The 21255-nt window shown below is 41.3% G+C and carries 24 protein-coding genes; 13 read left to right on the top strand and 11 right to left on the bottom strand.

The features are described 5' to 3' along the window. Window positions 1-84: 84 nt before the first annotated feature. Window positions 85-651, bottom strand: coding sequence for a hypothetical protein (locus M2273_RS10035; protein WP_429396177.1), 567 nt, complete (start codon window positions 649-651; stop codon window positions 85-87). A gap of 166 nt (window positions 652-817) precedes the next feature. Between M2273_RS10035 and M2273_RS10030 the strand changes: the two genes are divergently transcribed. Further along, on the top strand, window positions 818-1099 hold the full coding sequence (locus tag M2273_RS10030) for a pyrimidine/purine nucleoside phosphorylase (RefSeq protein WP_429396174.1): 282 nt from the start codon (window positions 818-820) through the stop codon (window positions 1097-1099). Window positions 1100-1311: 212 nt separating this feature from the next. Then, window positions 1312-1641: a YbjQ family protein gene (locus M2273_RS10025; RefSeq protein WP_429396171.1), complete on the top strand. Its 330-nt coding sequence runs from the start codon at window positions 1312-1314 to the stop codon at window positions 1639-1641. A 93-nt stretch (window positions 1642-1734) separates the two neighbouring features. Here M2273_RS10025 and M2273_RS10020 read toward each other — a convergent pair whose 3' ends face one another. The 4 genes from M2273_RS10020 to M2273_RS10005 form a co-directional block, all read right to left on the bottom strand. Next, entirely contained in the window at window positions 1735-1932 is a 198-nt protein-coding gene (locus M2273_RS10020; protein ID WP_429396168.1) for a hypothetical protein, read from the bottom strand. Between the two features lie 46 nt (window positions 1933-1978). Further along, a complete protein-coding gene (locus tag M2273_RS10015; protein WP_429396165.1) occupies window positions 1979-2470 on the bottom strand; it encodes a hypothetical protein in 492 nt (163 codons plus the stop codon). Between the two features lie 98 nt (window positions 2471-2568). Then, complete coding sequence (locus M2273_RS10010) at window positions 2569-2754, bottom strand: hypothetical protein (RefSeq protein WP_429396162.1); 186 nt, start codon at window positions 2752-2754, stop codon at window positions 2569-2571. Between the two features lie 163 nt (window positions 2755-2917). Continuing rightward, window positions 2918-3082 carry a hypothetical protein gene (locus M2273_RS10005; protein ID WP_344757819.1) on the bottom strand — a complete coding sequence of 55 codons (165 nt, stop codon included), beginning with the start codon at window positions 3080-3082 and terminating at the stop codon, window positions 2918-2920. A 395-nt stretch (window positions 3083-3477) separates the two neighbouring features. Here M2273_RS10005 and M2273_RS10000 point away from each other — a divergent pair, with 395 nt between their 5' ends. The 5 genes from M2273_RS10000 to M2273_RS09980 all read left to right on the top strand — a co-directional run bounded on the left by M2273_RS10000 (window position 3478) and on the right by M2273_RS09980 (window position 7063). Beyond that, a complete protein-coding gene (locus tag M2273_RS10000; RefSeq protein ID WP_429396159.1) occupies window positions 3478-4398 on the top strand; it encodes a hydroxypyruvate isomerase family protein in 921 nt (306 codons plus the stop codon). Between the two features lie 20 nt (window positions 4399-4418). Beyond that, entirely contained in the window at window positions 4419-5594 is a 1176-nt protein-coding gene (locus M2273_RS09995; protein ID WP_429396156.1) for a M28 family metallopeptidase, read from the top strand. Continuing rightward, window positions 5594-6145: a GNAT family N-acetyltransferase gene (locus M2273_RS09990; protein ID WP_429396154.1), complete on the top strand. Its 552-nt coding sequence runs from the start codon at window positions 5594-5596 to the stop codon at window positions 6143-6145. Before M2273_RS09995 ends, M2273_RS09990 begins: the two co-directional genes overlap by 1 nt. Before the next feature lie 139 nt (window positions 6146-6284). Beyond that, window positions 6285-6503, top strand: a complete 219-nt coding sequence (locus tag M2273_RS09985; protein WP_429396151.1) for a hypothetical protein — start codon at window positions 6285-6287, stop codon at window positions 6501-6503. 266 nt (window positions 6504-6769) lie between these two features. After that, window positions 6770-7063: a hypothetical protein gene (locus tag M2273_RS09980; protein ID WP_429396148.1), complete on the top strand. Its 294-nt coding sequence runs from the start codon at window positions 6770-6772 to the stop codon at window positions 7061-7063. 14 nt (window positions 7064-7077) lie between these two features. Here the strand turns inward: M2273_RS09980 and M2273_RS09975 are convergent, their stop codons facing one another. Then, a complete protein-coding gene (locus M2273_RS09975; protein ID WP_429396145.1) occupies window positions 7078-7551 on the bottom strand; it encodes a CYTH domain-containing protein in 474 nt (157 codons plus the stop codon). A 102-nt stretch (window positions 7552-7653) separates the two neighbouring features. Next, window positions 7654-11226, bottom strand: coding sequence for a carboxypeptidase regulatory-like domain-containing protein (locus M2273_RS09970; RefSeq protein WP_429396143.1), 3573 nt, complete (start codon window positions 11224-11226; stop codon window positions 7654-7656). A gap of 153 nt (window positions 11227-11379) precedes the next feature. On the opposite strand from M2273_RS09970, the gene M2273_RS09965 reads away from it, so the two are divergent. After that, window positions 11380-11712 carry a YnfA family protein gene (locus M2273_RS09965; protein WP_429396140.1) on the top strand — a complete coding sequence of 111 codons (333 nt, stop codon included), beginning with the start codon at window positions 11380-11382 and terminating at the stop codon, window positions 11710-11712. A 19-nt stretch (window positions 11713-11731) separates the two neighbouring features. Here the strand turns inward: M2273_RS09965 and M2273_RS09960 are convergent, their stop codons facing one another. Both M2273_RS09960 and M2273_RS09955 read right to left on the bottom strand, forming a co-directional pair. Continuing rightward, window positions 11732-12316, bottom strand: a complete 585-nt coding sequence (locus tag M2273_RS09960) for an O-methyltransferase (protein ID WP_429396137.1) — start codon at window positions 12314-12316, stop codon at window positions 11732-11734. 165 nt (window positions 12317-12481) lie between these two features. After that, a complete protein-coding gene (locus M2273_RS09955; protein ID WP_429396132.1) occupies window positions 12482-13429 on the bottom strand; it encodes a nitrilase family protein in 948 nt (315 codons plus the stop codon). A gap of 177 nt (window positions 13430-13606) precedes the next feature. Here M2273_RS09955 and M2273_RS09950 point away from each other — a divergent pair, with 177 nt between their 5' ends. The 3 genes from M2273_RS09950 to M2273_RS09940 all read left to right on the top strand — a co-directional run bounded on the left by M2273_RS09950 (window position 13607) and on the right by M2273_RS09940 (window position 18614). Next, window positions 13607-15136: a TlpA family protein disulfide reductase gene (locus tag M2273_RS09950; protein ID WP_429396125.1), complete on the top strand. Its 1530-nt coding sequence runs from the start codon at window positions 13607-13609 to the stop codon at window positions 15134-15136. A 291-nt stretch (window positions 15137-15427) separates the two neighbouring features. Continuing rightward, complete coding sequence (locus M2273_RS09945) at window positions 15428-18148, top strand: carboxypeptidase regulatory-like domain-containing protein (protein WP_429396122.1); 2721 nt, start codon at window positions 15428-15430, stop codon at window positions 18146-18148. Between the two features lie 61 nt (window positions 18149-18209). After that, window positions 18210-18614 (top strand): DUF1761 domain-containing protein, encoded by a 405-nt coding sequence (locus M2273_RS09940; RefSeq protein ID WP_429396120.1) that lies wholly within the window; start codon window positions 18210-18212, stop codon window positions 18612-18614. 137 nt (window positions 18615-18751) lie between these two features. Here the strand turns inward: M2273_RS09940 and M2273_RS09935 are convergent, their stop codons facing one another. Then, window positions 18752-19183, bottom strand: coding sequence for a DUF6526 family protein (locus M2273_RS09935; RefSeq protein WP_429396117.1), 432 nt, complete (start codon window positions 19181-19183; stop codon window positions 18752-18754). 129 nt (window positions 19184-19312) lie between these two features. Between M2273_RS09935 and M2273_RS09930 the strand changes: the two genes are divergently transcribed. Next, a complete protein-coding gene (locus M2273_RS09930) occupies window positions 19313-20167 on the top strand; it encodes an aldo/keto reductase (protein ID WP_429396114.1) in 855 nt (284 codons plus the stop codon). Window positions 20168-20264: 97 nt separating this feature from the next. After that, window positions 20265-20669, top strand: a complete 405-nt coding sequence (locus M2273_RS09925; protein ID WP_429396111.1) for a hypothetical protein — start codon at window positions 20265-20267, stop codon at window positions 20667-20669. Window positions 20670-20962: 293 nt separating this feature from the next. Here M2273_RS09925 and M2273_RS09920 read toward each other — a convergent pair whose 3' ends face one another. Then, entirely contained in the window at window positions 20963-21253 is a 291-nt protein-coding gene (locus M2273_RS09920; RefSeq protein ID WP_429396108.1) for a YciI family protein, read from the bottom strand. Window positions 21254-21255: the final 2 nt, after the last annotated feature.

The following is a 21255-nucleotide window of genomic DNA, read 5'->3' as shown; positions in this document are numbered from 1 at the left end:
CTACCGGCCTTGCCATGAGGCTTCGCCTAAAAAAGTATTTATTTTAATTCAACTATATATATGCAGGCTTTGAAAAACTGCCGTTTAGTTACTTACAAAAGTATAAGGCAAATTGGTGAACGTACCCAATAAAACCTGCTGTATCTCAATAGATATAATATTACCATCGCTATCATAATTTACTTTTTTGGCAGTAAAAGAATAGGTACCGGTTATTAGTTTTTTGGTTGTATCAATAGCGGTGATGATCACCGAGCCTGAGCTGGGTTCAACAACACCAACCTGGGTATAATCATACCCGCCGCCAGGCTGCAGTTGGTAAGTAAAATATTTTAATACTACGTTGGTGGTAGCATCAACTTTATAAGTAGCTAAAGTAAAATCATTGGTATTGGTGCTGTTTGGTATAGCTACACTGATACTCACCCTTTGCTGAGTGGCAGTGCCAACTACATTAAAAGTTTTGGTTTTAGCAGCATCGTTATATGTAATTGCGGCACTTACGGTATCGGGATTCCATGCAGTACCATTAATATTTGCAGACAGTATTTTATCAGAAATTGTAGAAGCAGTGGTAGTTTCGTCCTTTTTACAGCTTTGGATACATATAGCTGATAAAAGCAACAGCATAAGTAGTTGAGTTTTCTTCATATATAAATTTTATGCAAATAACGCTCTTTACGAAGTAATAATTACAACCAAAGTTACTTTTTTCACATATTTTAACATTATGCTTTTTCAGCCTACGCAATATGTATAGGGTATTTATTAAACAATTGATTTTATTTAAGCATATTAGGCCTTAAAATTATCAAGCATGATTAACGTAAACGAATATTTTGAAGGCGCTGTTAAATCCCTGGGCTATACTACCGCTCAAGGGCGCTCAACCATTGGTGTTATTGAAAAAGGTGAATATGAATTTGGCACTTCGAGCCACGAAACCATGACCATTATTGAGGGACAAATGGAAGCGTTATTGCCCGGCGAACAGGATTGGCAAACATTTACCGGCGGGCAATCATTTGAGGTTGAAGCCAATACTTCATTTAAGGTAAAAACCACTGTGCAAAGCTCATACCTTTGTAAATACAGGTAATGTTTGCCTGAAACATAAAACTTGAAAGTCATGCCGAACTTGTTTCGGCACCTCACATTCAGGGCTACATCGTGCCGGATAATTGTCCTGTGGGATCCTGAAACAAGTTCAGGATGACAACCTGCTTTAAAATAAAAAAAGCCTCATTTGTAATTATAGAATCAATGAGGTATCTAATTATAAAATACATCAATACCAATAATTAAAAACAAATGGATACTTCACTTATTACAACCAGCACCGCTTTAGAGGGTTATCATGTAGTTAAACATTTAGGCGTGGTACGCGGTATTACTGTACGCAGCCGTAGCGCCCTCGGTAACATCGCGGGTGGCTTTCAATCGCTTTTTGGCGGCAGGCTTTCTATTTATGTTGAGCTTTGCGAAAATGCCCGTGAAGAGGCTTACCAGCTTTTGATACAACACGCGCAGGCATTAGGTGCCAATGGTATTATCAACATGCGTTATGATGCCAATGAAGTTATGCAGGGCATAACCGAAGTACTGGCCTACGGCACCGCCGTGGTGGTTGAAAAAGCTTAACACCGCTGTAAAGCTATAACGCTAATCAAGTCATAAAAAATGCCCGGCTAAACAGCCGGGCATTTTATCACTTCATGCTAAAAAGTATTTTTATTAGTTAAAGTACGATAAAGGGATGGTTTTCCACATGCCATTTGCCAAATGACCTATTAATATTTCATACACCAGGTAAACAGGCCAAAACAGGTAATGAAAAAGCAATAAGATTATCGAATGATTATAATACCAGCTAATCATTAGGGTGTATAGCCCCAATACAAGGTACAGTATACTGGTCTCTCTTTTCTTCATATTAAATTATCAGTGGTTTATATTTTAACTAATGTAATACTTTGGCCTAATTACTGCAATTTTTCATGCTGTAAATTACGCTGTAATCGGCTTGGATATTGGTTTGCTGCCGGCCGGTTTTAGCATCATACTGATAAGGTTTTTGCGCAAGCGCGTTACCCCTTAACTGAAACTCCACACCCAGGGTATCTTTTGTACCCTCCTGCATAAATGTCCATACGGCTTTAATAGCATTGCCTTTAAGCGTACCGGTTATGGTTCCTTTACGCGCATCCTTTTCTTTGGGCAGCCAGCTCATTTTACCGGTTACCTTATCACCGTTTATCAGCATGTTAACTGAGGTAGTATCCTGGGCTTGTGTACCATCGGTATGGTAAAAACAATATTGCATGTTTACCGGCGGCGCATCCGCTGCATTGGCCAACGCGGTATCTTTATGATTGCCGCTTGTGGTTAAAGTATCTGTGTTATTAGAATGAGTGCCCGAGCACGAGGTACCCAGCCCCACCGCCAACAGCAGGCATAGTTTTATCTTCATGATTGTTTTATAAATATCGATATTGGATATGACAATTTAAATAGCAAAAGGTTCAATTACCTGACATGATATTTAATAAGGTGGATTATCGGGGGTTCTTAACCTTTTTGCGCTGCCGATTGCCTGATCTTCAGCAATTTAATTACCCCCACAAATAAGACACTTATGCTCAAGCCCATAAAAAAACCATACCAGGTATCGTTTATGCCCCGGAAAAAGAAACCAATAAATATACTTGCCGATAATAATATCAAGCCTGTTACTAAAATATAAATCGGTTTCATGTGGGTGAATTTTGTTGCAGTAAAGTTATTCAATCGGAATTATTAATTCAAGCGAATATCTGCAGACAAATTCGGTTTTGGGGAAATTCTAACTATAGAATTACAATTTGTTATGTAGTGTAAGCATTTATTTGTTACACTACATAAATTGTAAAAGGAAAGTTTATACTTTCTTTTCGGGCGGAGTTGATACTATTTCTCCAAATTCATTAACGTAAGCCATCATACTTTCCAGATCGCTGCCGCCACCATTTTGCTGGCGCTCCAATTTGCGCTGTTCTTTATCTTCTTTCTTTTTTTGCCTATTTTTTTCGAGTTGTTTTTTCATGAAGGTCGCTTGCGATTTAGCCATATTTATTAAAAATTTAGTTAAACAATGTGCCTTTCCCCGGTTTAAACCTATAAAACTCCAATCAACGGAACCAACGTCCAATTTTAACATACATGAAGAGGATCATCAATTAATTTCCGGGCAGCAACGGTATCAGCGGGGATAAAAATGAACCCTGATCAACAAGAATTGATTAGCAGGTGGCTATAAGGGAAATAGCAATAAATTTTCCGTTTGTGATACAAATATACGACTTTTTTTGGAATAACCTCGCCTAAAACCACCCCGGCATTGCGGCATTGCCACGCCTCTCTTTACCTGCGGCATACATCACGCTAAAACTCGCTACTCACAACTTTTTATTTATATTGCTTCCTCAAATCCAATTGCCTATGAAACGCAGAAACTTTGTGCAAAGCTCGGTGCTTGCAGGTGCATCATTACTTACAACAGGTGCTTTAAAAGCAGCAGTTAGCAGCAACACTCTTACTAATACCGACAAACCCTTCCATTTAAACTATGGCATACACGATGGCATGTTTAAAAACCATGCCGGTGCCGACTTTGTTGACCAGATAAAATTTGCTTACGATAAGGGGTTCCGTGCTATTGAAGATAATGGCATGGCAAAGCGCCCGGCAGATCAACAGAAAAAAATTGGCGATACGCTGGCCAAACTTGGTATGGGTATGGGTGTTTTTGTACAACCCGGTTTAGGCAATGATACCAACATGCTGGCATCGGGCCAGGCCGACTATCTCGACAAGTTTATTGCCAGTTGTAAGGAGGCGGTAGAAGTAGCCAAACGTATTAACAGTAAACTGGTTACCGTTGTCCCCGGCGATTTTGTGCGCAACCTGCCTATTGGCATACAAACAGCCAACGTTATTGAAGCCATGAAAAAAGGTACCGCCATTGTAGAGCCGCATGGCCTGGTGATTGTAATGGAACCCCTGAGCGATAACCCTAACCTGTTTTTACGCACGCCAGATCAGGCTTATGCCATTTGCAAGGCGGTAGGTAGTCCGTCATGTAAAATTTTGTATGATATGTACCATGTGCAACGTAACCAGGGCAACATTATCCAAACACTTGATTGGGTTTATGACGAGATAGGTTATTATCAGATAGGCGATAATCCTGGTCGTAAAGAACCCGGCACCGGCGAAATGAATTATAAAAACATATTTAAACACATATACGATAAAGGGTATAGAGGCGTAATAGGTATGGAGCATGGCACTGCCGGCGAAGGAAAAGAAGGCGAACTGGCACTGATCAAAGCCTATCGCGAGGCTGATAGTTTTATGTAGCCGTTTTATTTACCCTAAAAATGAAATTTAAACTTGCGCTTTTATTATTACTAACCACCAACTGCTTACGGGCACAGGATAGCCTGTTTGCCCGTAAAACGGTTGATACCCTTACCTCACCTTACTTTTGGGGTCGTGGTTATACGAATGATGGTGTGCATAAAGCAGCCGTTTTTTTAACGGCGCAGTTTAAAGCTTATGGCGTAAAGCCCATGGATGGTAAAAGCTATCTGCAGGAATTCAGCTACCCGGTTAACACGTTTCCGGGCAAAATGAAGGTTTTGATCAATGGTATGGAGCTTAGGCCTGGTAAAGATTATATTGTAAGCCCCGATAGTAAAGGTGTAACCGGAACAGGCAAACTGGACCAGATAGACGGCACACATTTTGTTGATAAGCAAAACCGCATCGTTTTATCGCTTGAAGATAAGCTCACCTGGTCTGTTGAAGCCAAAGCCCTTGATTATACCTTGATACAAATGGATAAAAAAGCGGTAAAACAATTACCGGCAACCATTAATGCTGATATTGAAAATGTGGTGATCCCCGATTTTAAAACCGCCAACATTTGTGGTGTAGTAAAAGGCACTTCAAAACCCGATTCGGTATTGGTTATGACCGCGCATTATGATCATTTGGGTGGCATGGGCATCAATACCTATTTTCCGGGGGCTAATGACAATGCCAGCGGCGTTAGTGAATTATTGGGTTTGGCTAAGTATTACGCGGCGCATCCGCAGCCTTATACCATGGCGTTCATCTGCTTTTCGGGCGAAGAAGCCGGGCTGTTAGGCTCTAAATACTTTACCGAAAACCCATTGATCCCGCTTAAAAGCATCCGTTTTCTGATCAATTTAGACCTTAACGGCACCGGAATTGAGGGTATCACCGTAGTAAACGCTACTATTTATCCACAGGAATTTGCCGCTTTGAAACAAATCAACAGCGTTGGTAATTACCTGGTAAAGGTAAACCCACGGGGCAAAGCTGCCAACAGCGATCATTATTTTTTTACCGAAAAGGGTGTGCCCGCTTTTTTCATTTACACACTGGGTGGTATAAAAGCCTATCATGATGTTTATGATATCAGCGCTACCCTACCCCTTACTAAGTATACTGATCTCTTTAAACTCATTGTGAAGTTTAACAACAGCCTGATGAAAAAAACACAGGTAACTTTATCATCTGCCAACTAATGCTTGATTTAAATTTTACCCCCTTCCCTGTTTTAACTACCCCGCGTTTGGTATTACGACAGTTTACTTATGCCGATGCTCCCGATCTTTTTGAGCTGCGGAGTAATCCCGATATCATGCAATATATAGCACGTCCGCTTACAAAAACCTTAAATGATGCTATAAACCTGATAAAAGTTATTAACGATTTACTGAGCGGCAACAGCGGCATTACCTGGTGCATAGCACTCAAAAACGAGTCGCAATTTATTGGCAGTATTGGTTTTTGGCGTATAGAAAAAGAGAACTACCGGGCCGAGATAGGTTACCTGCTAAACCCCGCCTTTCAGGGTGCTGGCCTTATGCAGGAGGCCCTAGAAGCCGTTATAAGTTATGGTTTCGGGGTTATGAACCTGCACACTATACAGGCTAATGTTGATCCGCGCAACACGGCATCAATAAAATTGCTCGAAAAAAATAATTTTGTGCGTGAAGCCTATTTTAAGGAGGATCATTTTTATAATGAGGCCTTTGCAGACACAGCTGTTTATACGTTATTAACAAAAAAATAGATGTGTTAACAAAATATTTACCACAGGTATTTTGAATTAAAAAATTTTAATGCATGTTTACACGATAATACCAATTATAGCTAATGCCGAAACAATTCGGCTTATATGGGGTTAACATTAAAAAACAAAAGAACTTATCATGGCAACAGAAAAAGGAAGCGGTATCACCGCGTATTCAGTAAAAACAAAAACTAAAAATGTACCAATGATCGATCCGGTAATAGACATTAAATCGGGCAGGTACATTGCAACCGGTAAAGATAGCGCTGGCAATAAAATGGCCGCCATTATGGGTAAGGCAACTGCCGAAGAACATATTAAAAACGGTAATGCCAAAAAAGGCACTGGCTGGTCTTAATATTTGTAAATATCCTGGTTTAGGTTCTTGCCTTAAACCAGGATATTTATTTTTTTCCCTCTCCCCTTTAATTTATAGCCGATCCTCCTCCAATCTTTTTTTAATTTTTCGGGCTTAAAATTACTTGCCTCCGGGGTTTATTCCGGTTATATTCATAATGCCAATCAGGTAGTTTTACGCAAAACCAAATGGGTGAAAACACCTATTTTACTGCTTTGTCATTTGTTTTAATTTTATAGTACCTATTAATTAAAGCAAAAGAACAAATGGCAGTGCGTATATTATGTATAAAAACAGATGCCGGGTTACATGAAAACCCCTATATAGCAATAGATTCGCTGGAGTGGGTGAATGAGCGCATCAACGTAAAAGGAATGACAGAACGTGCGAAACTTTACGACTGGATAAAGAACAGCGAAGGCGAGGCTTATATTATTGACGAATATGGCAACAAAACAACGCTGATCCCCGCGGTTTGTCCCAAAGGCAATAAGTATGTTAAAACGGTTAAAGATGAGTCTGAACAGGACCAGCTATTTGCCTTACCCGAAAGTGCATAGGCAGCAAAAATTTCCTATACCTGCCACCTGTTGAACGGATTTATCGACAGGCTGGAATTATAGTACCTATTATCGTCAGTTACCTCGGTTGCGATCCATGGAGGCAACTTAAACGTTTCAGCTTCATGCTCCAATTCAATTTCGGCCATCAGCAGGCCCTGATTATCGCCCAAAAATTCATCAACCTCCCAAATTTTACCGTCAAAACTGATACGATAACGGATCTTTGTAAGCTCTGATACCGCAAAATTATCAAGCAGTTCAGCCCCTTCGTTCACCGGGATAATATATTCATACTCCTTACGACTAATACCTTTTGTAATTCCCTTAATGGTGATATAGCCATGTTCGTCTGTAATACGTACACGAATGGTTTTGGTATCATCGCTTAAAATATAACCCTGGCGGTAGTGCTTGCCTTCCGGCTTAGCCAATTGTTGCCATTTTTCATGATCTATCAAAAATTTACGTTCAATTTCAACTCCCATTACCTTGTTATTTTATAGTTATACCTGAGGGATGGCCTTTTGGTTTTATAAGTTGTAAATATAAGGGTGCATTAACGTCAGTTTAAAGGAATAATAATCTTTTCAATTTACCCTATACCTGTATACCAGTCGGCCCAGGTTACCATTTTCATCAATCCCTTCAATAACCAAACGATAGGTGCCTTGCCCATCGGCATTGTAATAGTTAAATGACGCGTTGCCATCCTGATCTGTTACCAGTTCCGGGTTCCAGTAAATGGTAGTGCGCAGATCGGGTTGATTGCTTAAAGCAGCATTATCATATTTAGGCGAATAAAATTCACGAGCTTTATAAAAACCCTGGGGCGTTATCGGTAAAATACCTTTTGATGGCATGTCCTTCGCCGCTCTTTCGCCCCCCTGGCGGGTCGTTATTAGCAAAGCACCTTGTGCTGCCCGTGGTCCATAAATAGCTGCATTTGCCCCCAATAACAGTTCTATGGTTTCCACATCCTGTTGGTTAATATCATCAATGTTTTTTATCTCAACACCGTCAATAAGCGTCAACAAAGGGCTATTCCCCATTTGGCCCACTATTTGTCCACCGGATGATCTAAGTCCTCTTTTTAATCTTCCCGCCAGCATTTCTGAAAGCCGGATGCCGCCTATTTTATCAAGATCATCCCTGCCAAAAACCTGGTCGGCATGCCCGGGCCCGCTTAAGGATGATGAACGATAATCATCATATCTTTTTAAAGCCTTATCCTTAATTTTAACCTCCTTTAACATGATGCCTTTGGGTTTGCCAAGCTGATAGGGTGTTATCAGATCGGCAATTGTAGTAGCATCAGTATCATTATGCTTATCTACCCATGCTGCCACTGCTGGCCCCGGAGCATCCTGATCAAGGTTCAATTGCGTGTTATTTTGGCCTTTTACATTTATTGCCTGCAGTATAAATTTTGTGCTATCATCAAACACAAGGTTACTAAAACGGAACCTGCCCTCATTATCTGTTACCTGGCTCAAATAAGAACCTTCCTTTTTTGATATCAATGATACCGTAGCATTTGGCAGCGGTTTCCCGAACAAGCTTTTCGTAGTGCCATTTATTTCCAGCGCCTTTTCAGGTTGATAAGTAATGGGCGGATAACTATTGTACAAAAGTGGTTTCCACTCAAATCTGCGGAAGCCATGGGTAAGCATCACCAGATCCAGCCCAGCCGCGGTTTGCTCATCAATATTTGTAAAATAATAGCTTGGTTGTTCTACATAGCCTTTTAGATCGCTGGTTAGCAAAAGATCGGTAAGTATGGTATGCTCCGTATTTTCATTAACCGGTACTTTATTTTCATCGATAACCGATACCGAAAAATGCCCTGCCGAAGGTTCATCTGCCCGTGTTTTTGCCTGCAATTTGATATTTACCTTTTCCCGTTTGGCATAACTGGTTTTATTGCCGCTTAAGGCAAGGCCTAACTGATCATAGTTTTGAACGAACAACAAACGCTCGCATAATGGGTCACCGGCCGGCGAAAACAGGGTAACCGTAGCCACACCGGTATGCAGGCGCCTTTTTAAAATATCAAGAGATATCACCGGACTGTCCAGTCGGCAGGTAGCCGTGTTAGCTATTCCACCAGAATAGATGAGCAGCATATAATCCTTGTTTTTATTTTCCTGGTAGCAGGCTTTATCCGCCATTATCCTCACCGTTGCTTTGGGTAATGAATCATTATTAACCGACAAAACGATCCCTTTTACCTCGGGCTTTGGCAGATTAACCATATTTTGTGAGCCATTAGCAAACACAACCTTTGCAGTATAGGTCTTCCCTTCCTGTGGCGTTAGGTAAAAATACCCCATACCCAAATGGGTCGACCCGAAAGTGGCGACCTCCTTATTATCATTATCGGCTATTACACCCTTTACGTTAATGCCCAATCCGCCTGCTCCAATTGCCTTAAACGCTATTTTCGACCGGATGCCCGCCACCAGCGTTCCCCCTTCGGGGAAGAACTGAATATCTGGTTTAGCCTTTGCCATAACGGTCGCAGTACTGCCCACAGGCACTTTAATATTTTTTGGCGACACAATTGAGATGGACTGATCAAAATAATTGCCATCGCCCTCATTCCGCATCCATTGCGTATAAGCCCTTACCCGGTAGCAGCCTTTGGGCAATGAATCGGGCAGGGTAAAATCGCCCCGGGCCATACCATCCTTTAGCTGCAGTTTAATGGTCTGGTCTATTTTATTAGTGGTATTGATCAGATCGACATGCAATACCCCGCTAAGATCAGAAAGCCGGCGAGCCGCACCAAGCGTTACATACGCTTTAAAGTAAATAGTATCGCCGGCGGTATAATAAGGCTTGTCAAAATGCAGGTAAGCTTTTTCAGCAACATGCTTTTCATTAAAATCCTGCACTTGCGAAACTATATTTTTTGATACAGGGGCCTCATCATTCCCGCCGCCGAGCGGTGCGGATTCATAATCAGATGGCAGCAGCTCGGCTGTACGGCTTTTGCCCCATGCCCCCTCAAATGCTACACTATTGGGGTTTGCTACAGCACCATTACTGTCAAAAAAGGTAAAAAACTGATTAAAACTCAATACTGTTACTTCCCTGTTGGAAGGATTATTTAAATTATTAAGCTGTCCGTTTTTGGGGAAATGATGACTTTTATTGTAAGTGATATGCAGCGCATCACTATCGCAGCCAAGTGCGAAGATGTTTAGCTGTGCAGTTGAGCTTATAAATTCTTCGGGCTTTAATGACCAGTGCATTAACGTTCGGTATGTTTTGGGCAGTTTGGCTTTTTTGGCCCATACATACACAGAATCATTATAATTCTTATTCCCGGTTGCTAATTTTCTGTACAGGGCCATCTTCTCATTTATTACATTAGCGGGCGGCCGCTTCGGGTTTATTGCATTAGCATACTGGAGTACCCTGAAACCTTCCGCATCCAGCCGGTTACCAATTGCCGAGCGCAAAAAATGCATCATGGAACCTTCATATACCTGCAGCCTCAATTTTTGCCAGCGCTGTTGTTGCTGGGGCGTGCCCTTCATTTCTTCAAACAAAACGGAGCCATCAAAATGTACCTTTTGCGCGTCTTTATTCCGGCTATCCTTTATGAAATTGTTTAACAGGTATTTTATCCGGTATCCCAAGGCCTGGTTTTCAATCTCCAAAAAGTCATAAGACGAAGCAGTAAGCGTGTTGTTAGCTTCGTCATATGCCAAATCAAGCACCTCGGGGTTCAGTATCTTACACTCTGTGGCTAACGGTGATTGCCCTAAAAACGCGTCTTTAAACCATTCATAATTTCTTTGGCGGTTAGGCTCACTTTTAAATTTTATTTTAACCTCCTGCAGTGCTATGGTTTTGGGCGATATATAAATATCTGGCAGGCTGATATTATTATTACTGATAATGATGGTTTGGCTGTATTTTTCGAACCCTATGATAGATATCACCAGATCATACTTACCGGGCCTGGCATGTGATAATATAAAAGTGCCTTCATTAGTTGTTTTAGTACCAACCGAGGCATTACTCAAAAATATACTTGCATTGGCTATTGGTTTTTTATCTGCCTGGCTTAAAACCCGGCCCGTAATAGTTGATTGTGCCAGACCGCAAAGAGGCCATAATAATATGATATACAGTATTACTTTTTTAATCACGACCTTATTTGGAGTAGGTAATTGGTATAAACTAATATAGTATTAAAATAGAAAACCGATATGCAGGTATAATAATATATTTTAATAGCCTGCAAGGTTCCCGATTCCTTAATTTAAGTATGTTTGTTCCCGGCGTTTAATCTTGTAACTGCGATGGCAATAATAAAATCACTACTCATCTTTATACTGGCCGGACTTTTTGAAATTGGCGGTGGCTATCTGGTATGGCAATGGCTTAAAGAAGGCAAACCTTTATGGTATGGTTTATTGGGTGGCGTAATACTTGCCTTATATGGTGTTGTAGCTACCTGGCAAACGGCCAATTTCGGCAGGGTGTATGCCACCTATGGGGGTATATTTATTGTGCTTGCTTTGCTATGGGCCTGGAAAGTAGACGGCTTTAAACCCGACCGCTATGATATTATTGGTGCTGGTATAGCTTTAATTGGTGCCTGTATTATTATTTACATGCCCAGGAATGTATAAACCCGGCAACAGAAACCTTTTACACCGCCCTTTTCACGGCGATCACAATACCGGTTGCCCAGCATTGTTTGGTGAGCACCAGGTCGGTTCGTTGTTCTAATACCTCTACCAGTTTAATGGCTTTTTTGTGGTGGCCTTCGGGCCAGTTGGGCTGGGGCAGCATATCATCAATAATGTACAGGCCACCGGGGTTAAGCATGGCTATGGCTTCGTCCAACAGTAAATATTTACCATGCCAGGTATCAGCAAAAATATAGTCGAACTTTAGGTGTTTGTTTTGCTCAAACCAATCGGCGCCATCTATACAAACCAATTCCAGGCGTTTATCATTCCCTAAAAATTGTTGGGCAATAACTAAAAACCTGTCATCATTATCAATGGAGATCAGGGTTGATGCCGTGTCCATCCCCTCCAGGATCCAGGAAGTAGACAGACCGGTTCCGGTACCCAGTTCTAAAAACTTACCCGCAGGTTTTGTTACAGCCAGCGTTTTGAGTAAAGAACAGGTTAAAGCATCTGATGCCATTGTAAAACCCGATTCGATAGTAGCTTTATCAATATCCCAATAAGCTTTGGGATATGCCTGATTTATTTCCTGATTCATTTATACTGTGATTTGAGCTTGGTTTATTTTGAGAATAACATTTTAAACTTCACAAGTATAATTAAATAAAACACAATATAAAACAAACCAGGCAATATTTTATACCAAATACTAAATTGGTATTTAGAATTAATATCTACATAAAATGAACTTTACTTTTAACTGTTATTCATCTAACCATACCACTTTTTGCTCGCTCTGGTGGGGCTTGCCAATAATATCGCCATACAGTTCTGGTTTCCGGGCCTTGATGTAGCGGTATCCACCGGCCTGCTTCAATTTATCCTCGCTTACTTCGGCAACGGCTATTTCATTCTCAAGCGATGTGCATTCGGCTATAACATCGCCATAAGGATCAATCACCATGGAGCAGCCATTTTTCAGCTGATCATCGTCCATGCCTATAGGGTTTGCAAAAACAGCGTAGATGGCGTTATCATAAGCACGGGCGGGCAACCACTTCATAAGCCAGCTTCGCCCTTTAAGGCCGTCAAATTCTGCACGTAGCAGTTGCCGGTTGTTTTCCTTATCAAACCATAGTTGCGGATCAACAAAACCTGCTCCTGGGCGCGTTGATGGGGTACACATGGTTACATGTGGCATAAAAACAATATCGGCGCCCAGTAACTTTGTTGCCCTCACGTTTTCAATAATGTTATTATCATAACAGATCAGGATGCCGCATTTCCACCCCAACAAATCAAATACCGTATAACTATTACCAGGCGTTAAATGCGGATTTATAAATGGATGGAGTTTACGGTGTTTGGCAACCAGTCCGTTTTTATCAACACAGATATAGGCTTTAAAAAGATTTCCCTGCTCATCCTTTTCAAATAACCCGGCCAATATGGCTACGTTAAATTCACGGGCGTACGCGGTCAATTCTATCACGCTTGGCCCATCGGGTATAAGCTCGGCAATATCCAGCATTTGCTGCTTGTTAAGGTGCCTTGCAAAGGTGTAGCCGGTAACGGAGCATTCATGAAAAGCAATAACATCAGCGCCTTGCTGTGCCGCTTTTTGGGCTAAATTTTTAATGACCGACAAGTTATAAGCTTTGTCGCCGCTTTTATTTTCGAACTGGGCTGTCGCGATTTTGAGGTTTTTCATGTGCTTAAAGATTGTGATAGTAAAGCTATTATTTTTAATGCAGAAATGACGTGTTAAGGTATAATCGCCCCGAATCTATGATTGACTATTAAAATAGTTAAATACCGTTTATTGAGTATATTTAAACGGGTATTGTATCAGCATAAAGAAATAATCAAAACAATACCTTTAAATAATATGACGCGAATTTACGCCCTGATCTGCTTATTAATAACTGGCCTTGGTGCTAAGGCTCAAATGCAAAACAACCGGGTTTCATTAGCCGATGCCTCGTTTAATAAGTATTTTTTCCAAAATCACACACCGCATGTACATGGCAAAATAATCAATGCTACAAAAGATGAACTTGCTGGTCTAAATATCACTTATACGCTGGTTACTCCGTTTTCTAATCTTCAGTCTTCACGTGTGGCTGCTATAAATAGTGATGGCAGTTTTGATTTATCGCTCGACTACCCTTTTCCTTACCAGCAGATTTGGTTTGACCTTAAAGATTATTTTTATGCCGGCTTATATGCCAATAAGGATTTGAACCTTGAGCTCGACTTTGCCAAACTAAAGCAAGGGCGGGTGGATTTTGTTGGAAACGGAGTAACCTACAGCGGAACTGACGGCGCTATGAACCTGTGGATGAATAAACAAATTTGCTTCAAAACACCAGTTCGGATTGATATAGATCGCAGGGTACATCTTTTGAACCCTCATGATGCAGATTATTTTAAACAACTAAGCGCCCTGTTTGCAGAACAAAAAGCACTAAATGATGAATTTATACATTTAAACCCTTCTTCATATGCCTGGATGCCTGAAAACGAGCGTTTATCTGAATATTATGGCGATGTACTTTCGGCCGCTATATCATTAAAAAAAGAACCTGCGGACTGGGAAAATATCAAATTGCATAAAAGCTACCTCGTATCCAATTCGGGCAGTATTTTTAATACCCATTTGTATGAATATTTCAGATATGTAAAATCAAACATAAATTTCCGGAATTACCATGTACAGGATGAAACACACAAACTGGATAGTGTGTTTGGACAACCATACGCAGATGTACTTAAACTAAAAATGCACGACGAAAATATACAAGTATATAATCAAATGCTTGCTGAGCTGCTTCCAACTATAAAAACACCATGGTGCAAAACAGTGTTGGAAAAAGAGTACAAAGTAACAACGGAACGATTAAGGCAGGTGAATCACATCCTCAGGGAAAGTAAACCACTTGATACCGATTCAGTTTTGGGAGAGCCCATGGGTCAACTTTCTTTTGGCGCTAAATTATCCACAGTAAGCAATATGGAACCCGAAGAGTTTCTGCATAAGCTGAAGAATAAATTTAACGGCAAGGCCATTATCCTTGATTTTTGGGCTACCTGGTGTGTTCCTTGTTTAATTGAAATGCCTTATAGCCACAAACTGCATGACCAGGCTACAGACCTTCCTGTGGAATTTGTTTACATCTGTACCAGCCAAGGCTCTAATATTGATGTTTGGAAAACCAAAATTGCAGAGCTTAAACAACCCGGGATCCATTTATTTATAGATGAAATACTGGTGAAAAAAATAATGACCATGTTTGATAAAAGTGGTTTCCCAAGTTATGTATGTTTAGACCAGTCCGGGCAGGTTCAAACCGGGGTGATAAGTCGTATGTCGATAGCTCGTTTAGATGATATAAAAAAGCTGACCGGTAACAAGTAAAATTACGCTTAACCATTTATACTATTTTATTGACTTAGGGTGTGGTCGTTTCACTCCTCTCTCCTCCAAAAAGTAACAATCGTGTTATTATCCCTGCAATTTGTCATATTGCTTATAACTTTCCGTTGATATAGCAAAAAGCAATATTTTTGTTTACCAGTAGCATAGTATCTGTACGGCTTTAGCATTGCTCAAATTTATCCGGTTTGTAAAAAAATGTTAAAACGTATATGGGTGCCATATGCAACAACCCTAAATGTTTATATTAGCCCCGTTAGCTGCTTTATATTAATGATATCAAGAAAACTTTTACTCGTAATTTCCCTGTTGCTTTCTTTTAGTTTTGCCGCTTTGGCGCAGCAGGATAGCATCCCTTTAAATACACTTATTCAAAAAACTGCCAAGTTTCAAAGCAGTTATCCTATTGAAAAAGTTTACCTGCATTTAGATAAGCCTTATTATGCCCTGGGCGATACCATATGGTTTAAAGCTTATGTAACTGTCGAAAAGCACCAGCCATCGGGATTAAGCGGGGTAGTTTATGTTGATGTTATTAACAATCAGGATTCTATAATGGAAAGCTTGCGGCTGCCGGTTAAAAATGGCTTTTCCAATGGTAACATCATCCTCGCGGGCGATACCTATAAACAAGGCAGCTACCGCATCAGGGCCTATACCAACTGGATGCGCAATTTTGATTCTGATTATTTTTATGACCGTACCATTAACGTAGGTAATGCTATTGATAACCAGGTTAACACGTTTATAACTTATAAAAGTTCCAATAAAAAAGGCACCGTAAAAGTTGATGCTGATATTCTTTATAAGGATCCGGCTAATAACCCTTATGCCAATAAAAGGGTAAGCTGGCAGCTAATGCGTAATGGCGATGCTTTAAGTAAAGGCAGCGGCCGTACCGATGATAAAGGACATGTAATTGTTGATATACCAGAAAATGACGCCGCCACCATAACGTCGGGTTCATTGGTAACCGGGCTTGACATGGGCGAACGTAAAACAGTTACCAACTCGTTTTCGTTAAGAGCAGCGATAACTGCCTATGATGTTCAGTTTTTTCCCGAAAGCGGGCAGCTAACCAATGGCATCCGTTCAAAAATTGCTTTTAAAGCCATCGATTCCAAAGGTTTGGGTGTTGATGTTAAAGGCTCTATAGTTGACGATCAGGGCACCGTTATGGCCAGTTTAACCACATCGCACTTAGGGATGGGCGTATTTGCCTTAACACCCGAAACCGGCAAGGCATATACTGCCAATGTTACTTTCCCTAATGGTTCACAGGCAACCTATAAACTACCGCGGGTACAGGCCATGGGTATAAACCTGGCGGTATTTAGCCCCGATACTGCAAACCTGACCGTTAAAATATCGGCCAATGAGTTGTTTCTTCAACGAAAACAAAACAAAAGTTTTTACCTGGTGGCGCAAAGCGGCGGCGTTGTGTATTATGCCGCTCAAACGGTGTTACAAAACCTGGTTTATACAGCAAATATCCCCAAAAACAAATTTCCAACGGGCATTGTACAGCTTACCTTGTTTTCGTCGGGTGGTTATGCCCTTTGCGAACGTGTAATATTTGTGCAGCATAATGATGCGTTAAACCTTACCTTAAAAACTGACAAGCCTTCCTATACAACCAGACAAGGCGTTAAAATATCTGTTTCGGCAAAAAACAATACAGCTCCTGTTGTGGGCAGTTTTTCTGTAGCGGTATTGGATGATACCAGTGTTCCTATTGATGAAAATGCCGAATCGACCATTTTAAGTAACCTGCTGCTTACCTCAGACCTGAAAGGGTATATTGAAAAACCAAACTACTATTTTAACAAACCCGACCAGGAAAAGCTCGACAACCTGGATATCCTGATGCTTACCCAGGGTTACCGCCGTTTCTCGTACGAGGATATATTGGCCGATAAAAATCCCCCCATTTACATTGCGCCTGAGCAAGGCATTGAAGTATCGGGGATATTAAGAACCAATACCGGACTACCGGTAGGCAAAGCCAGCATCCGCCTGCTCATCCCGGACAGGAATTATTCGGCCGAAGCAATAACCGATCTTTCAGGAAACTTTAAGTTTAGTAATGTGGTGGTGATGGATACCTCAAAAATAACCCTGAGCGCCCGCAATAATGTGAATAGTAAAAATCTGGTGATAAACGTTAATGGCGAGCTGTACCAGAAAATAACCAAAAATCCTAATCAGCCCGATGAAATTGTAAACATTGACAGCGCTATGCGCCCATATCTTGACAATAGCCGCAAGCAATATCAAAATTCGCGCGTGCTTAAGGAGGTGGTTATCAAATCAACCAAGTTTGAAAAGAAGCCAAGTCATAATGATTTTGGAACATTTGCAGGTTTACCCGGTCAGGCCGATCATGAAATATCCGGCGACCAACTTAAGGACTGCCCATTGTTAATAAACTGTTTAAGTACCATGGCCTTTGGCTTAACTTACGTTGATAATAACTTTTACATCACCCGTGATTATAATGCCGGCAAAAAAATACCTGTGCAGGTATATGTAGGCAGTATGCCGGTTGACGTTAACTTTTTATCAACCATTACTGGTCCCGAAGTAGCATCTGTAGAGATATTTTTGAAGGATGGTGTAAGCGGTATTAACCGAATGAACCAAACAAATGGTGTACTGATCATTAATAAAAAGGTAATTAAAAAAGAAAGAATAACCAGGGCCCAGTTAGAAGCCCTTATTCCGAAGCAAAACGTGGTAACCTTTCCTATACAGGGTTACAATAAGGCCAAAGAGTTTTACTCGCCTAAATATGATATTAACAAAAACAGTGCTATCGGGGCCGATTTGCGCAATACCATTTACTGGAACCCTAAAATAATAACCGATAAGAACGGCGTAGCGTCATTTAGCTTTTTTAACAGCGATGCCCGCGGCTCGTACCGTGCAATAATTGAGGGCCTTGATGCCGAAGGTAACCTGGGCAGGCAGGTGATGCACTTTGTTGTAAAGTAATGTTGTGCAATAAAAAAAGGAATTATTTTCTTATTTTTATTAAACACATAAACTTATCATCATGAACCCTTCCCTGATTAATTGGGCTGCTGTTGTGGTAGCCGCGCTTTCTTCTTTTTTAGTTGGTGGTATCTGGTATTCGCCTGCGCTGTTTGCCAATGCCTGGGTTGCCGACAATAAATTGAATGTTGATGATCTTAAAGCCTCGAGTAAATTACGCTCTTTTGGGATGACGGGCCTATTCTCTCTTATTATGGCAGCAAACCTGGCCGCCTTTTTAGCCGAGCCCAAAACCGACCTGGCCTGGGGCGCAACTGCAGGTTTCCTTGCAGGCATCTGGACGTTTAGCGCCATAGCTATAATGAGCTTATTTGAACTTAAAAGCTGGCGTTTGATATTTATAAATGGTGGCTACAGTGTAGTTTCGCTAACCCTCATGGGGGCTATTCTTGGTTTGTGGAGGTAAGCAATGTCAAGTCATCCTGAACTTGTTTCAGGATCTCTCAGAATGAGTAAACCGCTATACCGTATAGCTTTGCATATGGGATCCCGAAATAAATTCGGGATGACAAGCTGAATTTGTTAAAATATTAATAATATCCCTTACACCCGGTGATGATCGGCCCGCCAGTTTTTAATAGCTTTTTTAATTTCGTCAGACGATAGGTTTTCGGCCAGGGTACGTGTAGTAAGTGGTATCAGCTCATCGTCGGGAGCAAAACGCAGGGCCGTTATCTGTGCTATAGTAAGCTTGCTATCCAAAGGCTGGCGGGTAAGTATAAAATATCGTAACCCTTCTTCGGCGCGAATAGCCCTGTCCTGTGCTTTTAACGGGAAGCTGCGCATATACCAGAATATCTGGAAACCACAAATAAAAAGCAGCAATATTAAAAATGCTCCCATAAAATTGGCTGTTTGCCACTGCTTTATAACATTTACTATAGATGCTGCAAAACCAGCTAAAAGAAGCAAGCTTAATAAAAAATGATAGCCCGATGCATACCGCTTGTGATTGGTGAAATTTTGCCCTGTCATGGTTAGGTTTTTCAGGCAATATAACACTAAAATGTTACTCAAACGACATGTCAATATTACAATCGGGTTATATTATTTGTAAACAATGCGGGCATATTTGAGTTGAAATTTATAACAACAACTACTATTATGGCTAATACATTTGAAAAAACTTTTAACCTGGGCGGCGACTATACCATAAACCGGCTGGGCTACGGCGCTATGCGCATTACAGGCAAGGGCATTTGGGGTCCGCCAAAAGACAAGGACGAGTGCATCCGCGTGTTAAAACGAGCGGTTGAACTGGGCGTTAACTTTATTGATACGGCCGATAGCTACGGCCCCAATGTATCTGAAGAGTTAATTGCCGAGGCCCTTGCCCCCTATCCTGCCGACCTGGTAATTGGAACAAAGGGCGGTTTGCTACGTACCGGGCCGGATGTGTGGCCTGTTGATTCATCGCCCGGTCATTTGAAAGAGGCGCTGGAGGGTAGCTTAAAACGCTTAAAACTGGACCGTATTGATCTGTACCAACTGCACCGCATTGACCCTAAGGTGCCTGCCGAAAAATCATTTGAATTTTTACAAAAAGCACAACAGGAAGGCAAGATCAAACACATTGGCTTATCAGAAGTAAGCGTTGCTGATATTAAAAAAGCCCAGGAGTTTTTCGAAGTGGTATCGGTACAAAACATGTACAGCGTTGATAACCGCAAATGGGAGGCCGAACTGGAATATACCCGCGAACACAACATTGCCTTTATACCATGGTACCCCTTAGGTGGTGGTAATGTACAGGGCGAGCAAATATTGCAAGGTGTGGCCGATAAATACAATGCTACTATACATCAGATAGCTTTAAGCTGGCTGCTGCACCATTCGTCAAATATTTTGTTGATCCCGGGGACATCAAGTGTTGATCACCTGGAAGAAAACATGAAAACCGCTGATATAGCATTAACAGAAAATGATATGCAGGAACTGGAAGCCCTAAACCTGGCGTAAATTATCAGATCTATTATGTAAAAATAAAAGGATGTCATTATGTTTATGGCATCCTTTTATTTTGGATGCAATGAGCGCCTATAAACAGGTAAGAAACATGAAAAGCAAAGAAGAGATCCTGAATAGTTACTATACTACGGGCAGGGATGGCATGCCCGAAATATCTGCCGAAGACCTTTTAAACGCGATGGAAGCTTACAAGGACCAAATTGCCGAAGATACCTTTAATGCCGCCCGCAAGCTAAATGATAATGGTTATGAGTTTGCCACCTATGCCGATTATGTAAATCATACTGCCCTGATTGCCCAAAAAGAGCAGGAAAACCATAACGAACTCGACGAATCTATAACGCTGGTGGCTGATAGCATTTTACCCAACTTTTTACCCGGCGACAATTCAGTAAAAGAGCTATCCTTTGATTTTACCATGCAGGGTAAAGGCTATACGGCTTTTTATATTAAAGACAGCACAGGGTACTGGCAGTTGAACAGTTGGCAGTAAACATTTTTCAACGTCATTGCCGTCGCTCGGCTCCAGCCGAGTGACGGCAGGGGCATCTTCTTTTTAAATTCCCTCCCCACGGGAGGGGTGCGGATGAAGCGTGCTGTGGCAGGGAGGGGTTTATACAAGCGATACAAACTTGCAATGCTTACTAAACCCCTACCTCCCCTTCCCCAAGGAAGGAATCGCACTGCCCTCATCTTTCTTTGTAATTCTTTCAGACACCTGTAGTCAGGAGCCGAGTGACGGCGGGAGAAGTAAATTACTTCCTACTTCAAATCGCTTGCTGCAAACTAAACATCCGCCACTTTAAACGGCTTTACATCAACCGATTCCCATATCTTTTGTATGATATAAGGTTCGCTTTTTTCCCAGGCCTCCAGTCCCTCTTCAGTTTCAAACTGAAGTACCATTACAGAGCCTATCATATTGCCCTGATCGTTCAGTAGAGCTCCGCCTAATACATAGTTCCCGCTTTGTTTCAGGGCCTTCGCGCCATCTAAATGGTGCGGGCGCACGTTCATGCGGCGTTGTAGTGCTTCAGCGTCTGTATAATCGTATCCGGTAACAAGATATTGTTTCATTT

The sequence above is a fragment of the Mucilaginibacter lappiensis genome (assembly GCF_050433765.1).
GTDB classification, from domain to species: Bacteria; Bacteroidota; Bacteroidia; order Sphingobacteriales; family Sphingobacteriaceae; genus Mucilaginibacter; species Mucilaginibacter lappiensis_A.
Note: the sequence above shows the minus strand (reverse complement) of the source record. Positions and strands in the feature narration are given on the sequence as shown.

Excerpts from the sequence above, each read along its gene's own strand:
- M2273_RS10035 (WP_429396177.1), bottom strand. The coding sequence starts at position 651 with ATGAAGAAAACTCAACTACTTATGCTGTTGCTTTTATCAGCTATATGT.
- M2273_RS10030 (WP_429396174.1), top strand. The coding sequence starts at position 818 with ATGATTAACGTAAACGAATATTTTGAAGGCGCTGTTAAATCCCTGGGC.
- M2273_RS10025 (WP_429396171.1), top strand. The coding sequence starts at position 1,312 with ATGGATACTTCACTTATTACAACCAGCACCGCTTTAGAGGGTTATCAT.
- M2273_RS10020 (WP_429396168.1), bottom strand. The coding sequence starts at position 1,932 with ATGAAGAAAAGAGAGACCAGTATACTGTACCTTGTATTGGGGCTATAC.
- M2273_RS10015 (WP_429396165.1), bottom strand. The coding sequence starts at position 2,470 with ATGAAGATAAAACTATGCCTGCTGTTGGCGGTGGGGCTGGGTACCTCG.
- M2273_RS10010 (WP_429396162.1), bottom strand. The coding sequence starts at position 2,754 with ATGAAACCGATTTATATTTTAGTAACAGGCTTGATATTATTATCGGCA.
- M2273_RS10005 (WP_344757819.1), bottom strand. The coding sequence starts at position 3,082 with ATGAAAAAACAACTCGAAAAAAATAGGCAAAAAAAGAAAGAAGATAAA.
- M2273_RS10000 (WP_429396159.1), top strand. The coding sequence starts at position 3,478 with ATGAAACGCAGAAACTTTGTGCAAAGCTCGGTGCTTGCAGGTGCATCA.
- M2273_RS09995 (WP_429396156.1), top strand. The coding sequence starts at position 4,419 with ATGAAATTTAAACTTGCGCTTTTATTATTACTAACCACCAACTGCTTA.
- M2273_RS09990 (WP_429396154.1), top strand. The coding sequence starts at position 5,594 with ATGCTTGATTTAAATTTTACCCCCTTCCCTGTTTTAACTACCCCGCGT.
- M2273_RS09985 (WP_429396151.1), top strand. The coding sequence starts at position 6,285 with ATGGCAACAGAAAAAGGAAGCGGTATCACCGCGTATTCAGTAAAAACA.
- M2273_RS09980 (WP_429396148.1), top strand. The coding sequence starts at position 6,770 with ATGGCAGTGCGTATATTATGTATAAAAACAGATGCCGGGTTACATGAA.
- M2273_RS09975 (WP_429396145.1), bottom strand. The coding sequence starts at position 7,551 with ATGGGAGTTGAAATTGAACGTAAATTTTTGATAGATCATGAAAAATGG.
- M2273_RS09965 (WP_429396140.1), top strand. The coding sequence starts at position 11,380 with ATGGCAATAATAAAATCACTACTCATCTTTATACTGGCCGGACTTTTT.
- M2273_RS09960 (WP_429396137.1), bottom strand. The coding sequence starts at position 12,316 with ATGAATCAGGAAATAAATCAGGCATATCCCAAAGCTTATTGGGATATT.
- M2273_RS09955 (WP_429396132.1), bottom strand. The coding sequence starts at position 13,429 with ATGAAAAACCTCAAAATCGCGACAGCCCAGTTCGAAAATAAAAGCGGC.
- M2273_RS09950 (WP_429396125.1), top strand. The coding sequence starts at position 13,607 with ATGACGCGAATTTACGCCCTGATCTGCTTATTAATAACTGGCCTTGGT.
- M2273_RS09945 (WP_429396122.1), top strand. The coding sequence starts at position 15,428 with ATGATATCAAGAAAACTTTTACTCGTAATTTCCCTGTTGCTTTCTTTT.
- M2273_RS09940 (WP_429396120.1), top strand. The coding sequence starts at position 18,210 with ATGAACCCTTCCCTGATTAATTGGGCTGCTGTTGTGGTAGCCGCGCTT.
- M2273_RS09935 (WP_429396117.1), bottom strand. The coding sequence starts at position 19,183 with ATGACAGGGCAAAATTTCACCAATCACAAGCGGTATGCATCGGGCTAT.
- M2273_RS09930 (WP_429396114.1), top strand. The coding sequence starts at position 19,313 with ATGGCTAATACATTTGAAAAAACTTTTAACCTGGGCGGCGACTATACC.
- M2273_RS09925 (WP_429396111.1), top strand. The coding sequence starts at position 20,265 with ATGAAAAGCAAAGAAGAGATCCTGAATAGTTACTATACTACGGGCAGG.
- M2273_RS09920 (WP_429396108.1), bottom strand. The coding sequence starts at position 21,253 with ATGAAACAATATCTTGTTACCGGATACGATTATACAGACGCTGAAGCA.